The following is a 15,473-nucleotide window of genomic DNA, read 5'->3' as shown; positions in this document are numbered from 1 at the left end:
TTTCAAAATTACTTAATTACATTCCATTTTTCAGCATTCAATGGAGACATTTTAAGCAAATCTTCTTTTAGTTTAAAAGTATCAAAATTAGGACCATCAGAAAAAATATCTACTATTTCATCAGACTTTGCATCAAAAAACACGCGCAATACAAAAGATGCTGGACGTGCATCGTATAATGTTTTTAAACTGTTAACTGCTTTAGCTATATTTTCTTTTGCAAGTTTAGGGTCACTAATCATTAAATCCATTCCCTGCAAATGATATTTATACAAAGCATTGTGAAATAAACTGTATGCTGGAGACATAATATTGTCTATAAGCATAAAACGAGTTCTTGGTCCATCGCTTTGATTCCAACCAGTATAACCACTTTGTTGTGCTTGTACTGCTACATCCTGAGCTTTTGCAAAAAAAGGCATACCTCCACCAAAAGAAAAAGTATCAGCATCCATACCTAAAATAATATAAGCATAGTAAGTCATTATAGATACTAAATTAGACTGATATTCGCTTTGATTGTATAATAAAGGTTCAAATTCTTGATACTTAAATCCAAAATTAACATCCTTAAAATTAAATACCGGAGATAAATAAGTTGAATTATAAACTGGGCGAGAAGATTGAACTTGAATATTACCAACAAAATTATCACCATTTTGCTCTAAAATTGTAATTGTCATACTACAATTTATACGTTCTTGTGTTTTATAATTGTAAAACGTAAACTTAGTTTGGTTCATAAACTCCTTCAATGCATTTTCTAAAGTAGTGTAAACCTGTTTGTTCGTACCCTGAATATTATCTGAATTTATTGACAATAAACAGTTTAATTCTTGGGCATTACAAAGAGATACTGAAAAAAAAACAATAAGTATTTGAAATAGTTTACGCATAAATTCCTTGAAGTATTTTATTAAAAATATCCTCGGCTACTGCAGCTTTAGATTTTAAACTAAATTCAGTAATATTTTCGAATTTATCAATAATCGTGACTTTATTTGTGTTCCCTTTAAATCCTGCTCCTGAATCTTGCAATGAATTAAGTACAATAAAATCTAGATTTTTCTTATTCAATTTGGCTTTTGCATTTTCAATTTCATTGTTTGTTTCTAGCGCAAAACCAACTAAAATTTGTGATGTTTTTTCTTTTCCTAATGAAGCTAAGATATCATGTGTTTTTACCAACTCAATGGTTATTGAATCTGTAGCTTTTTTAATTTTCTGAACTGCAATTTCTTTTGGTTTGTAATCTGCTACTGCTGCAGAAAGTATTGCAATATCAACTTGTTTATAATATTTATGAACTTCGTTGTACATTTCTTCAGCACTCACTACGTCAATTCTATTTACTTGTGAATTGCTTATGGTTTCATTTGAAGGGCCAGAAATTAAATACACCTCTGCACCTAAACTAGCTGCTTGTTTTGCCAATTCGAAGCCCATTTTACCTGAAGAATGATTGCCTATAAAACGAACTGGATCAATAGCTTCATAAGTAGGGCCAGCTGTAATTAACACTTTTTTGTTATACAATGGCATTCCTCTTAAAATATCATTTTCTACAAATGAAAGAATATTTTCAGGCTCTTCCATACGACCTTCACCCAATAAACCACTTGCTAAAAAACCTGTAGCTGGTGGTATAAAAACATTTCCAAAACTTTGTAGTTTTTCAATACTTAATTGTGTAGTTGGATGCTGATACATATCTAAATCCATTGCAGGAGCAAAATACACCTTACATTTTGCAGATAAGTAAACCGCTAATAACAAATTATCACAAACACCATTTGCCATTTTAGACAAACTATTTGCAGTTGCAGGAGCAATCACCATATAATCGGCCCATAAGCCTAATTCTACGTGACTATTCCATTCTTCATCCTCTTCATCACTTTTGTCAAAAAAGGTTGAATAAACTGGGTTTTGTGAAAGTGTAGATAATGTTAATGGAGTAACAAAATCTTTAGAAGCAGGTGTCATTACAACTTTAACGTTTGCACCTGCTTTTATAAAAAGTCGAACTAAACTGGCAGTTTTATAAGCAGCGATACCAGCAGTAACACCTAATAGTATATTTTTACCGCTTAAAATTGCCATTTATTTTTGAGTTTCGTCTGGATTTCTATGGTAAATTTTACCTTGTAACCACTCTTCTACAGCAATTGCAGTAGGCTTTGGTAATTTTTCGTAAAATTTAGATACTTCAATTTGCTCTTTATTTTCAAATACTTCATCTAAGCTATCTGTATAAGTTGCAAATTCTTCTAACTTTTCAATTAACTCACTTTTTAAATCACCACTAATTTGCTCAGCTCTTTTAGCTATAATTGTAATAGCTTCATAAATATTTTGAGTTGGAGCTTCAATCTTATTTTTATCATAAGTAATTGTAGTAGGAGCTGCCTTTGTGTTTTTATAATCCATTATTTTCCGTTTTTTGTGCTGTAAATAAATTAATTTCCTCGTTTATTTCTTCAACTAACTTTTCAGTTTCTTTTAAATTTTCAGCGTTAGGGAAGCTTTTCTTGTATTTATCATGTGCCTTTATAGCATCACGTAATCTCATTTCTTTTTTTAAATAATAACTATTTATGGCCAATTTATATGAAGACATAAATCTGTAATATAAAGCTTCTTCTTTATAAGAAGTTCCTAAATATTCACCTAAAAAATTATCAAATGAAGTAATTGCAGAAATAAAATCACTCATATTGTAATATTGTTTTGCAATTTCAAAAGCCTTTTTTTCCAATTTAAAAGTTAAATCTTTAATATTGGCATTGGCTTCAGGTACTTTGTCTGACTCAGGATATTTATAAATAAAATTTTGCAGTGCATTTAAAGCTTCGTGCGTATCTTTTTGATCTAAGCTATAGATTGGTGATGATAAATAATAACTGTAAGCTGCTAAATAAGCACTTTCTTCAACTTTAGAACTTGAAGGGTAGTTTTTAACAAACTTATCAAAATAATATGCAGACAATTTATATTGTTTGGTATTGTAATATGATTGTGAAATCATAAATTGAATACGCTCCATTTGTGGTTTTCCTCTATAAAATGGGGTGATTTTTTCAAACAAACCAATTGCCTTTGTATAACTTTGAGCTTCATACAAATCTGTAGCCATTTGATATTGTTCTTGTGCAGTACCTTTGTTTAGTACTTTACTATAATCACCACAGGAAGAAATCCCTAAGGCAACCAATAAAATGAAAATATAAATCTTATTTTTTTGCATTTGGCAAAATTAGTTATTTATTATGAATTATTAAAATGATTTTTTCACGAGAATAATTCACAAAAATAACGTGGTTTTCGAAAAAATATTGATTAAAAAACTTAATTGTTTGTTAATTATGGCGCAGTTGGCGCTACAGAACTAACAACTGTTAATTGTTTAATGTCATTATCAAACAAATACAAGCCTCCTTTATCGTCTCCAATCAGGTTAATTTTATCTAAAATAGTTCTTGCTTGTGCTTCTTCTTCAATTTGTTCTGCAACATACCATTGTAAGAAGTTATGCGTTGCATAATCTTTTTCTTCTAATGATATATGAACCAACTCATTGATACTTTGTGACACAAAAATTTCGTGTTTAAATAAAGTTTCAAACATTTCTTTTATAGAACCAAATTCAAGTGCTGGACCACTTAATTCAGAAACTTTGGCATGTCCACCACGCTCATTAATATATTTGAAAAATTTAAGCATATGCTGACGCTCTTCATCTGATTGTCCATACATAAATTGAGAAACACCTTCTAAACCTTTTAACTCTGCCCAAGAAGCCATTGCTAAATATATTTGAGAAGATTCTGCTTCAATTCTTATTTGATTATTTAAAACGGATTGCATTCTTTCTGATAACATATTATTTTATTTTTTAATTTGAAATTGATATCTAATAATTTTCAACGAAGTTATCGATTTTTTGTTGCAATTCAAAAGAAGCTGCAACTAAAGGTAAACGAACATTGTTTTTACAAACATTTAACTTGTTTAGCAAAGCTTTTATTCCTGATGGATTACATTCTTCAAAAATATAATCTATGCTATCCATAATTTTGTATTGTAATTTATTTGCTTCATCAATATTTTTATCCAATCCATATTGAATCATTGCTGAAAAATCTTTTGGCAAACCTTGTCCAATTACCGAAATAACACCTACTCCACCGGCTAAAACCATTGGAAGTGCAATCATATCATCTCCAGAAATTACCATAAAATCTGCTGGTTTATTTTGAATAATACGCATAGCTTGCAGCATATCACCTGCAGCTTCTTTAACTGCAACAATATTTTCAAAATCGTTTGCCAACCTTAATATGGTTTTTGGCTCAAAATTTCTACCTGTTCTACCTGGTACGTTGTATAAAATAACTGGTAGCGGACTGGCTTCAGAAATAGCTTTAAAATGCTGATAAATACCTTCTTGCGTAGGCTTATTGTAATATGGAGAAACTGAAAGTATGGCGCAAAAAGCTGATAAATCTGATGTTTTAATTTCGTTTACAACATTCATAGTATTATTACCTCCAATACCAATAACCAATGGAAGTCTACCATTGTTTACCTTAATAATTGTTGCCTTAACTTGTTCTTTTTCTTCAGCTGTTAAAGTTGCAGGTTCTCCTGTGGTTCCTAAAACAACTAAATAATTTACACCATTATCTATTTGAAAGTTCACCAAACGCTCTAAACCCTGAAAATCTACTGTATTATCTTCATTAAATGGCGTAACAAGCGCAACTCCTGTTCCAAACAATTCTTTCATTTATCCCTTTTTATTATTTTTAAATATCAAACAGAACCTTTAATAGTTATTTTAAATTTTCTTTAAAATCGCTAAATATTTCTTCAATTCATTATTAAACAAAGCTATATCAGATTTGTCACATCTTATAATCAAGTCGTAAAAACGCTTATCTAAATGTGAAAAACCAACATTAAGTGCCGTTTTACTTTGCAATATTAATAAGTTGCTATATATATTTTCAACTTTACTATAGTTAATTAACAAATCGTACTTATTTGTTAAAATATTTGATAATTTTTCGGATTTAATTTTACCATACCAACCAAAATCTTTTGGAGAAAATAAATTTTCATCTTCTTGATTTTTTTTGATTTTTTTCTGAAAAAGCAATATCTCAATATCATTTTCAGGAATATTTAAAATGGTTTTCAGATCAGTTAAAATAGTTGATTTTAAAGAAATATCATCCATAAAAACAAGTACATTTTTTACTTTTCCATCATTATTTTCACGAGAATTCCCTGGAAATTCAGTTAAATGTTTATTGAAAAATAATTGAACACTTTTTCGTTTAAATCCTGTAAAAATCATCTATATTTACCGTTAATTTGACAAATCTAATTAAAATCCATCAGCATTTCAACAATGAAAAAAATATTTATTTTCATTTTTACAGTTCTATCATTAGCAAACTGTAAAAAGGAACCTCAGCAATTAAAAAATATTGAAGGAAAACAGCTAGCCATAACTGAAGAAATATTAACAGACACTACAATTACAGCTTATATAAAACCCTATAAAACTGCTGTAGATTCTGAAATGAGCAAAGTATTAAGTTACACTCCAACAGATTTGATAAGAACTGATGGCAAACTAGAAAGTTCTCTTGGAAATTTATTTGCAGATATGTGTTACCAAAGAGCCAATCCTGTTTTTAAATCACGTACTGGTAACAACATTGATTTTGCTTTATTTAATTATGGTGGTATTAGAGCCGGAATTACAAAAGGCAACATTACAACTCAAAATGCTTTTAACCTAATGCCTTTTGAAAATGCTTTGGTTGTTGTTGAGCTAACTGCTAAAAAAATAGAAGAAATGGTTGCTTATTTAATTCAGCAAAATTTGGCACACCCGCTTTCAAAACAATTTAACTTAACACTTACAAATACAGAATATAAGTTAATTATTAACAACATTCCTTTTGACAAGTCTAAAACCTATTTTGTATTAACATCCGATTATTTACAAAATGGAGGAGACAGCATGAATTTTTTCAAAAATCCTATAAATTTAACAAAACTCGATTACAAACTTAGAAATGCTATTATTGATTATTTTGCAGAAATAGATACCATTAAAGTTGAATTAGACGGGCGATTTATAGTTAAAAATTAAGAAAATGAAGAGAAGAAAATTTATACAAAAATCCTCAGCCGCTACTGCTTTTTTAACATTGGGCGGACTCTCAATGCAATCTTGTTTATCGGCAAAACCAACACAAATCACTATTTTACACACCAATGACGTACATAGTCATATTGAACCTTTTGAAAGCAACCATTATAAATATCCAAATTTAGGAGGGATTGCACGCAGAGCAACTTTGGTTGAAAACATTAGAAAAGAAAACCCAAATACCTTGTTGCTAGATGCTGGAGATATTTTTCAAGGCACACCGTATTTTAATTTTTATGGTGGAGAACTTGAATTTAAATTAATGAGTATGTTAAAATATGATGCTGCCACTATAGGAAATCATGATTTTGACAATAGTATAGATGGATTATTTGCTCAATTACCACATGCTAAATTCGATTTTATATCATCTAATTACGATTTTAAAAATACCATTTTAGATACCCACGTAAAACCGTACAAAATTTTTAAAAAAGAAGGAATTAAAATAGGCGTTTTTGGTTTAGGAATTAATTTAACAGGCTTGGTAGACCCCAGAATGTATAAAGAAACTGTTTACCTTGACCCTGTTGAAATTTCTCAGGATATGAGTCGGATTTTAAAAGAAGATGAACAATGTGATTTGGTAATTTGTCTTTCTCATTTAGGCTATGAATACAAAGGTGACTCCGAAAAAATATGTGATTTAGTACTTGCTTCAAAAACAAAAAATATTGATTTAATTATAGGTGGTCATACACATACTTTTTTACCAAAACCTACCATTGTAAAAAATAGTATTGGCAAAAATGTATTGGTAAATCAGGTAGGTTGCTATGGATTAAATGTTGGTAGAGTCGATTTTTATTTTGACAGCAACAAAAATAAAGAAAGCGAAGGAATAAGTATAACTGTATAAAATTAACACAATATGCGCATAGAAACAGATATAAAATTGGGATTTAAAGATGTTATGATTCGTCCAAAACGATCTACATTAAGCTCAAGATCACAAGTAACTCTAGATAGAGATTTTACTTTTTTACACAGTAATTACAAATGGAATGGCGTGCCAATTATGGCAGCAAATATGGATACAGTTGGAACTTTTGAAATGGCTGTAGCATTGGCTAAACATAAAATATTTACTGCAATTCACAAGCATTATACTGTTGAAGAATGGAATTTATTTATGCAAACAAACGGCAACAAAATTATAGATTATATTGCTGTAAGCACTGGTACTGGTGAAGCTGATTCAAAAAAAATAGCTGAAATTTTTAAACAAAATCCGCTTTTGAAATTTATTTGTATTGATGTTGCCAACGGTTACTCTGAACATTTTGTGAATTTTGTTAAAAAAACACGTGAACAATATCCAGACAAAGTAATAATGGCAGGAAACGTGGTTACCGGCGAAATGGTTGAAGAATTGTTATTGGCAGGTGCAGATATTGTTAAAGTTGGAATTGGTCCTGGATCTGTTTGTACAACCAGGGTTAAAACTGGTGTTGGCTATCCACAATTATCGGCAATTATAGAATGTGCAGATGCTGCTCATGGTTTGGGCGGACAAATAGTTTCTGATGGTGGTTGTAAAATACCAGGTGATATTGCAAAAGCCTTTGGTGGTGGTGCAGATTTTGTTATGCTGGGCGGTATGCTTGCCGGACACAGCGAAAGTGGCGGTGAAACCATTGAAATTAATGGTCAAAAATTCAAACAATTTTATGGTATGAGTTCTGAAACTGCAATGAACAAACACGTAGGTGGTATTGCTGAATATCGCGCTTCAGAAGGTAAAACTGTTCAAATTCCTTTTCGTGGAAGTGTTGAAAATACGGTTCAGGATTTTTTAGGCGGATTGCGTTCTACCTGTACTTATGTGGGTGCAAACAGACTTAAAGAATTAACTAAAAGAACTACTTTTATTAGAGTTCAGGAACAACACAACGAAATTTTTTCAGAATAAAAAAGTCATTTAAAATTGAATCATTTTTGAAAGAGTTACTTTTACCTTTATAAGAAAAATTTATTTCCAAGTAGGCAAAATACACTTTTCGTTTAATTTTTTCAAAAATGGTTCAATTCCTTCAACCAAAGTTTGTTGCATTACTTTACCATCTTCTTTGTGACATTGTAAACAAGCACCAACTAGCAACAATTGCTGTTGTTCTTTTACTGAAAATGGCCTAAAATCTGTTCTTGTTGAGTTTACAACACCTTTTTTAACTGGCTTTAAAAAGGGAATCCAAGCATCCTCGGGTAAATGATCATTTGTGTTTAATTCATATTCAGGTGTAAATTGCCATTGCCCTACTCCATTTTTTATTTCATATTTTAATTTACCATTTCCATAACCCAGAGCAGTAGAATTTGTATGACAGCTTTTACAATCTCTTGCTTTTAAAACCGTGGTATGTGGAGAATTTGGCGCATACAACCTATGAAAAGAAACATCTGTCCCAATTTCTTTTCCAACATAACTTCCTTTATCAATGGTTAAAATCATTCCCGGAACTGCTGGCTCAATGTGTTTTCTTTCTGCATTTTCACGCACACCCATTGCAGGTAAAGATGAAGAAAACTCAGATACATACTCTTTCCATTGACCTTTTCCATATTTTTTATCTAATAAATCAAAAGCACGCGGTTCATCTTTATCAAATTCATTGTGACAGCCTATACACCGTGATGTCCAAGAACTATGACAAGTTGCGCAACTCACGTTTTTATGCGCGTTGTCTCTAGAACAAATTTCAGATTGTGGTTTTAATTGGTGTAACTGCCCATCTCCTTTTCCAATTAAAAAAGCATTTCCATCTTTGTTTACAAAAGTATTTACCAACGGATGGCCATCATTTTTAACTGAAATTATTTGTTTATCAGAATGTTTATAATCTCTATGCAAAAACACCAACAAACTTTCTGCATCTAAAGAATCGTAAGGTATTGTGTTTGGTTTTTCTTTAAAATGACAATCGGCACATTGTAATTTTACAGCCTGTTCTTCGTGGGTATATTTTTTTCCGTCACCCATTACTTCGTGAGACGAATGGCAATCTACGCACAACAATCCTTTTTTGTGGTGCACATCTTCTTCAATATATTTATACACACGTTTATCTTCAAAAACTTTAAAACCCTTTTTATTTAAAACCTCATTTTCGTCTAACAAAGTTTCTTGCCAACCTTCATAATTGGTTGATATTCTGCTAGATCTACTATGACATCCAAAACAATGTTCGTTTTTTACAAAAATATTGGTAGCTGGATGATTTGTTGGTAACCGCTTTTTATTTGAAGCAATATAGGTTTCCAAATCCTTTTTTGCTTCATCAGAATAATTTAAATGACAAGCGTTACAACCTCCACCTCTACTCAATTGGGTAATTGCTCCAAATTCCTTTTTATCAGCACCTAAATGGCAATTGGCACACAAATCTCTAATATGTTTATCGGCTGGAGAATTTTTAATTAATTGAATATGATATTGGTAATTGGGTGAATCTGCTTCGCCAAAAATAAATTTATCAACGGCCACCAAACCACTATTGGTCGTCATTAATGAATTTTCAATTTTACGCAATTCGTTGGGATGGCATTTTCCGCAGGTTTCTTTTGCATCAATTAAATTACCCGGAATTAAAACCATTCCTTTATGCGAAATTTCTTTTTCTGTTGAATTGATATTTCCTAAATGACAACTAGAACACCCTATTAAATCGGGATTGTGATAGTTAGCATATCCTTTGGTATTTTGATGACATTGTAGACAAGATTCTTTTGAAGCAACTTTTAAAGTTTTATACGCTGAATTTTCTGAAAGTAATGATTTTTCATTCTTCAATAAAAAAAATAAAACAACTGACACCATTAGTATCAACGTAAATATTCCGATTCTAAAAACGCCTCTTTTCATGAAAAAAATGTAATGCAACAAACTTACGCAATTTAAAATTCGTAAAAAACAATTCATTACAATCCAACTTACTGAAACCCAAATCCCAAAGACTTCCTTGTAACAATTGTTACATTTATAATTTTGATTATCAATTCTTTAATGTAACTAATGTTACCATGTTCAGCCACTAACTATGACTTTTATCATAAAGTTTCCACTTACCTATAAATATATTTACATCAGAAATCAACAAAGAAACTTATGACTACTTCAAGAAGAAAATTTATAAAAATTTCTGCTTTAGGTTTAGGAGCTGTAGCAGCAACAACAAGTGCTTTAAATATGTTTGGATCTTCCTCTTATTTAGATAAACTGGTGAAAGAAAATGTTGCTAAAAAATTAAAAAGAACGCCTACTTATTGCGAAGTTTGTTTTTGGAAGTGTGCTGCTTGGACTTATACAGATGAAGAAGGAGCCGTTAAAAAAATTATTGGAAACGATGATGATCCACATTGTTACGGGCGACTTTGCCCTAGAGGAACAGGTGGTGTAGGAATGTATAATGATGAAGATCGTTTAAAAACGCCATTAATTAGAAAAACCATTCATGGGGAACAAACTTTTGTAGAGGCTAGTTGGGATGAAGCATTGGATTTAATTGCTTCAAAAATGAATGGTATTAAAGAAAAATATGGAGCTGAATCTTTAGGCTTATTAAAACACGGTGCGCCAGGAGCACATCTAGAGCATTTATATAAAGCTATTGGATCTGATACTATTGCAGAACCAGCATATGCCCAATGTCGTGGCCCTCGTGAAACAGGATTTAATTTAACATTTGGCTCTTGGGTTGGGTCTCCTGAACCAACAGATATTAGAGATACAAAATGTTTGGTACTTATTGGTTCTCATATTGGTGAAAACATGCACAATTCTCAAGTGCAAGAAATGTCTGAAGCCATAGATAACGGAGCAACTATAATTACTGTAGACCCACGTTTTTCAACCGCAGCAAGTAAATCTAACCACTGGCTACCTATTAAACCTGCTACTGATATTGCTTTAATGTTGGCTTGGATGCATGTTTTAATTGAAGAAAATTTATACGACAAAGCTTATGTTGAAAAATATGCAAATGGTTTTGACGAACTAAAGGCATATGTTAGCCGTTTTACCCCTGAATGGGCATATGGAATAACAACTATTGAACCTGAAGAAATTAGAAAAACAGCCAGAGCAATGGCACACGCTGCTCCGTCTGTAATTATACACCCAGGTCGTCACGTAGTTTGGTATGGAGATGATACACAACGCGCACGCGCCATGTCAATTTTAAATGCTTTATTAGGATCTTGGGGTCGAAGAGGTGGTTTTTATTTAAAAGAAAGTATCAGTATCCCTAAATTCCCACATCCAGAATATCCGCATCCAAAGTGGGGTTGGCACGAGATTGGCGCTAAATATCCTTTAGCTCAAATGGGAATTACAAGCGAACTGATACAAGCTTCTATACCTGATGAAAATAACCCATATCCAGTAAAAGCTTGGATGGTTGCAGGTACCAATTTAACAAAATCAATTCCTCAAAAGAAACTTATTGAAAAAGCCATTGATGCATTAGAATTTATGGTAGTTATTGATACTATGCCAATGGATGTAACAGGTTATGCTGATGTTGTTTTACCAGAATGTACTTATTTAGAACGCTATGATGGTATTCGCTCAGCAACCAACAGAACACCATCAATTGCAGTAAGAGTTCCTGCTGTTCCTCCAAAATACGATTCTAAACCATCGTGGTGGATTGCCAAAGAAATTGGTAAAAGAATGGGTGTTGGAGCTTACTTTAACTACAACGATTATGAAGAAGTTATTGAATGGCAATTAAATGAAATGGGTACTTCATTAGAAGAAATGAAAAAAATAGGGGTTAAAAATTTCCCTCGCACTTCAGGACCTTTATATATTGATGAAGATTCAACCTATATTTTTCCAACACACAGTGGTAAAATTGATTATTTCTACTTTTTCAATAAAAGTAAGAGTTACAGAAAGAGTTCGTTGGGATTCGGTTTATATGGTTCACGGCTTTGGAAATAAAGACAAACAACTATCAAGAGCCTTTGGAAAAGGGATTAACGATACCGAATTAATTTCAAAAATTGCCATTGACCCAATTATGGGTGGAACCGGAATGCGAGGCAATTTTGTAGCTATTTTAACAGAAAACCCACATAAAAATACTGAGATATGAGATATAGATACAGCAACTATGAATAACTGGTTGGTATTTGAAACTTTAGGTTCTCTTGAATAGAATCGAGCTGCCAATGCTCTAATTGCAGTTGGTGCTGTGTAAAATTGATTGACTTTGTATTTTTCGACAATTTGCCAAAAACGACTATAATCTGGGTACGAAGGAACACCTTCAAACATTAAAGTGGTTGCACCTGCGGCCAATGGACCGTAAACAATATACGAATGTCCGGTAATCCAACCAATATCAGCAGTACAAAAATAAACATCTCCGTGTGTATATTGGAATACATTTTTAAAACTATAAGCTGTATGCACCATATAACCAGCACAACTATGCACCATTCCTTTTGGTTTTCCTGTTGATCCTGAAGTGTATAAAATAAATAACATATCCTCTGCATCCATAACTTCAGCTGGGCAAGTAGCGTCTACTTTAGCAATTTCATCGTGCCACCAAACATCTCGACCTGCTTTCATATTAACATCTCCGTTCACTCTATTTAAAACTATTGAAGCCTCTATAGTTGGACAAGTTTCTAGAGCTTCATCTACAATTGTTTTAAAATCAACCGCTTTATTTCCTCTAAAAACACCATCAGAAGTCAGTAACATTTTACACTCTGCATCGTTAATTCTTGTTGAAAGTGCTACTGCTGAAAACCCAGCAAATACTACAGAGTGTACCGCTCCAATTCTGGCACAAGCTAAAACTGCAATTGCCAATTCTGGTACCATAGGCATATATATACAAACGCGATCTCCTTTTTCTATACCTTTGTTTTTTAACACATTGGAAAATTTACAAACCTCAGCATGTAATTCTTTGTAAGTAAAAGTTCTATTGGTTTCGTTTGGATCGTTTGGTTCCCAAATAATAGCCAAATCGTCTCCTCTTTTATTTAAAATTAGTACTTGCATCGGGCGTTTTAATTGGTTTTCCTTCAAAAACAATGGTTGTATTTCTATTAATTAGCGGGCCATAAACAATGTAACTATGCCCAACTACCCAACCTACATCTGATGCCGCCCAAAAAGTATCACCTTCATCAACACCATATACATTTTTCATTGAATATTTTAAAGCCACAGCATAACCACCTGTATCTCTTAAAATACCTTTTGGTTTTCCTGTAGTCCCTGAAGTGTATAAAATATATAACGGATCTGAAGAATTCATTTCAACACAACCAACTGGCTCCGATTTTTTTACCAACTTTTTATAACTAATATAACGTTCAGTTTTTGGATTATTAGCACCTAAATTACGTTGGTAAACAATAACTTTATCTGGTTTGTGAGTGGCCAACTGTACAGCCTCATCAACCAAAGGTTTGTAAGCTATCAATCGGTCAACTTCCATTCCCGAAGTCGCAGTAATAATTACTTTTGGCTTACAATCATCTATTCTAATTGCCAACTCATGTGGCGCAAAACCACCAAAAACAACTGAATGAATAGCACCAATACGCGCACAAGCCAACATACTAAATGTGGCGCGTGGCATCATAGGCATATAAATAATTACGGTATCTCCCTTTTTAACACCTAAATCACGTAACCCACCAGCCAATCTCGCTACTTCACTTTGCACTTCGTTAAAAGTAAAACTTACTTTTTGTTGTGTAACTGGCGAATCGTAGATAATTGCAACTTGGTCTCCATATCCATTATTGCAACGGTATCTAAAAATTCATCTTTTTGCTTATCGCGCTCTTGCAAATGCTTATTAGACTCTTTTGCTTTTTGAGTTTCATCTAAAATTTTTAAAACTTCGGGCAAACTAATTTCTTCTTCTTTTACTACTGAAGAAATTAAAATTCGAGATGAAGCACTTCCAATACTACCCGTTAATAATTTTTCAGAAAAATTTACCAAACGAGCATCAGCTACCTGATCACTTTTATCAATATTGTATTTTATGTAAAACAAATTCAAAGCTCTTTCAGTTCTTTGTTCACCCAAAAAACGAGTCAAAACTTTTCGGATATCTTTTACATAAGCTTCGCCTTTCCAAACATAAGCATCTTCATGCATAGCAGCATATTTTGAGCTATCAACAAACATTTCAGCAAAATTACGCTCACGATAATTACCTATTGCATTTACCGAATACAGAACAAAAACAAGGATGTTAAAAAACAAACTCCAAAAAAATGCGTGAGGTACTGGCTCTAAAAAATGTAAACCAAAAAGCTGGTATGGATGCAACATTGTAACACCTAACAAACCTTCTTTTACAAAAGAACTTGAAATTAATTGGGCATCAATTGTAAACGGAATTACCAAAGTATAAATGGTAATTAAAACACCAACAACAATACCATAAACAGCTCCTTTTGAAACACCTCTTCGCCAAAAAATACCACCAAAAAATGCAGGTGCAAGTTGTGCTATTAACACAAATGAAATTAACCCTATTGAAACTAATGAGTGGTCTAATGTAAAACTTCTATAGAAAAAATAAGCCAAAATAATTAGTGAAAAAATTGAAATTCGACGAATATTTTTAATTGATTCGGTGTTTTCAAAAGATTCAGCTTTGCTAAACTTGGTTAAAAAACCATATGGAATTATTAAGTTTAACAAAAAATATGTAAAAATACAATACCGGAAATCCAAAAATACTACCACTTTTACTAAACAATAACACAATTGGTATGTTAAATAAACAGACCAATATAAATGATATTACAATTAGTTTTTGCTGATGTCTTTTTTTCACAGATTGTTAATTTTACTTTAAATATACTAAAAAATAGCACTACATTTTTATAGTGCTATTTTATAAACGGCAACTGCAGGCACTGTTGTGTATAAAATAGCTATAAAAAACAAAGCCCAACCTGCTGAAACACGTGCATCTTTTACTCTTGGTACTGTAAAAAAACGAACTATTACGTGCGGTAAGCCAGCTGTACCAACCATTAAAGCAGTTGTAATTGCAAAAACATCAATCATTGATTTACTTCCTGATGTATATTCATGAAAACCAAGTTGTTCAGACAATCCATCTAACTTATCTAATAAAAAAACACCATCTTCACCAGAACTTCCAAATCCTAATTGCGGTATTGGATTACCAGTCATTTGAAATGAAATAAAAATTGCAGGCACCATATGGGACTGCAGTTTTGATAATAA

General features: G+C 32.1%; 13 protein-coding genes and 2 pseudogenes. 4 read left to right on the top strand and 11 right to left on the bottom strand.

The window, feature by feature from the left end; translation table 11 throughout:
• Nucleotides 1–8: 8 nt before the first annotated feature.
• The 7 genes from EC396_RS11515 to EC396_RS11485 form a co-directional block, all read right to left on the bottom strand.
• The gene (locus EC396_RS11515) at nt 9–896 is read right to left on the bottom strand and encodes a DUF4835 family protein (protein ID WP_129366838.1); all 888 of its coding nucleotides are present in this window, start codon (nt 894–896) and stop codon (nt 9–11) included.
• Nucleotides 889–2,103, bottom strand: coding sequence for a bifunctional phosphopantothenoylcysteine decarboxylase/phosphopantothenate--cysteine ligase CoaBC (gene coaBC, locus EC396_RS11510; protein ID WP_129366837.1), 1,215 nt, complete (start codon nt 2,101–2,103; stop codon nt 889–891). Before coaBC ends, EC396_RS11515 begins: the two co-directional genes overlap by 8 nt.
• The gene (locus EC396_RS11505; protein ID WP_129366836.1) at nt 2,104–2,430 is read right to left on the bottom strand and encodes a DNA-directed RNA polymerase subunit omega; all 327 of its coding nucleotides are present in this window, start codon (nt 2,428–2,430) and stop codon (nt 2,104–2,106) included.
• On the bottom strand, nt 2,420–3,247 hold the full coding sequence (locus tag EC396_RS11500; RefSeq protein ID WP_129366835.1) for an outer membrane protein assembly factor BamD: 828 nt from the start codon (nt 3,245–3,247) through the stop codon (nt 2,420–2,422). Before EC396_RS11500 ends, EC396_RS11505 begins: the two co-directional genes overlap by 11 nt.
• Nucleotides 3,248–3,363: 116 nt before the next feature.
• Nucleotides 3,364–3,882 carry a ferritin gene (locus tag EC396_RS11495; RefSeq protein WP_129366834.1) on the bottom strand — a complete coding sequence of 173 codons (519 nt, stop codon included), beginning with the start codon at nt 3,880–3,882 and terminating at the stop codon, nt 3,364–3,366.
• Between the two features lie 31 nt (nt 3,883–3,913).
• A complete protein-coding gene (gene dapA / locus EC396_RS11490; protein ID WP_129366833.1) occupies nt 3,914–4,789 on the bottom strand; it encodes a 4-hydroxy-tetrahydrodipicolinate synthase in 876 nt (291 codons plus the stop codon).
• Between the two features lie 51 nt (nt 4,790–4,840).
• Nucleotides 4,841–5,362, bottom strand: coding sequence for a hypothetical protein (locus tag EC396_RS11485; RefSeq protein WP_129366832.1), 522 nt, complete (start codon nt 5,360–5,362; stop codon nt 4,841–4,843).
• Nucleotides 5,363–5,416: 54 nt separating this feature from the next.
• Between EC396_RS11485 and EC396_RS11480 the strand changes: the two genes are divergently transcribed.
• The 3 genes from EC396_RS11480 to EC396_RS11470 are packed head-to-tail and all read left to right on the top strand — an operon-like array spanning nt 5,417 to nt 8,141.
• Nucleotides 5,417–6,169, top strand: a complete 753-nt coding sequence (locus EC396_RS11480; RefSeq protein WP_129366831.1) for a 5'-nucleotidase C-terminal domain-containing protein — start codon at nt 5,417–5,419, stop codon at nt 6,167–6,169.
• 4 nt (nt 6,170–6,173) lie between these two features.
• The gene (locus EC396_RS11475) at nt 6,174–7,088 is read left to right on the top strand and encodes a bifunctional UDP-sugar hydrolase/5'-nucleotidase (protein ID WP_129366830.1); all 915 of its coding nucleotides are present in this window, start codon (nt 6,174–6,176) and stop codon (nt 7,086–7,088) included.
• A gap of 12 nt (nt 7,089–7,100) precedes the next feature.
• Complete coding sequence (locus EC396_RS11470; RefSeq protein ID WP_129366829.1) at nt 7,101–8,141, top strand: GMP reductase; 1,041 nt, start codon at nt 7,101–7,103, stop codon at nt 8,139–8,141.
• Between the two features lie 60 nt (nt 8,142–8,201).
• On the opposite strand, the gene EC396_RS11465 is transcribed toward EC396_RS11470, so the two are convergent.
• Nucleotides 8,202–10,091 carry a cytochrome c3 family protein gene (locus tag EC396_RS11465; RefSeq protein WP_129366828.1) on the bottom strand — a complete coding sequence of 630 codons (1,890 nt, stop codon included), beginning with the start codon at nt 10,089–10,091 and terminating at the stop codon, nt 8,202–8,204.
• A gap of 243 nt (nt 10,092–10,334) precedes the next feature.
• Between EC396_RS11465 and EC396_RS11460 the strand changes: the two genes are divergently transcribed.
• Nucleotides 10,335–12,173, top strand: a complete 1,839-nt coding sequence (locus EC396_RS11460) for a molybdopterin-dependent oxidoreductase (protein WP_205757947.1) — start codon at nt 10,335–10,337, stop codon at nt 12,171–12,173.
• 225 nt (nt 12,174–12,398) lie between these two features.
• Here EC396_RS11460 and EC396_RS18105 read toward each other — a convergent pair.
• The 3 genes and pseudogenes from EC396_RS18105 to EC396_RS11435 all read right to left on the bottom strand — a co-directional run.
• Nucleotides 12,399–14,001: pseudogene (locus EC396_RS18105) on the bottom strand (AMP-binding protein); the annotation flags it as partial.
• A complete protein-coding gene (locus EC396_RS11445; protein WP_164975255.1) occupies nt 13,941–14,918 on the bottom strand; it encodes a hypothetical protein in 978 nt (325 codons plus the stop codon). The pseudogene EC396_RS18105 and the gene EC396_RS11445, both read right to left, overlap by 61 nt.
• A gap of 198 nt (nt 14,919–15,116) precedes the next feature.
• A pseudogene (locus EC396_RS11435) lies at nt 15,117–15,449 on the bottom strand (cation acetate symporter); the annotation flags it as partial.
• Nucleotides 15,450–15,473 lie beyond the last annotated feature (24 nt).

The organism is Lutibacter sp. HS1-25 (assembly GCF_004121075.1).
In the GTDB taxonomy this organism is placed as follows: domain Bacteria; phylum Bacteroidota; class Bacteroidia; order Flavobacteriales; family Flavobacteriaceae; genus Lutibacter.
The sequence above is the reverse complement of the archived record's forward strand: the minus strand, read 5'-3'. Positions and strand labels throughout refer to the sequence as shown.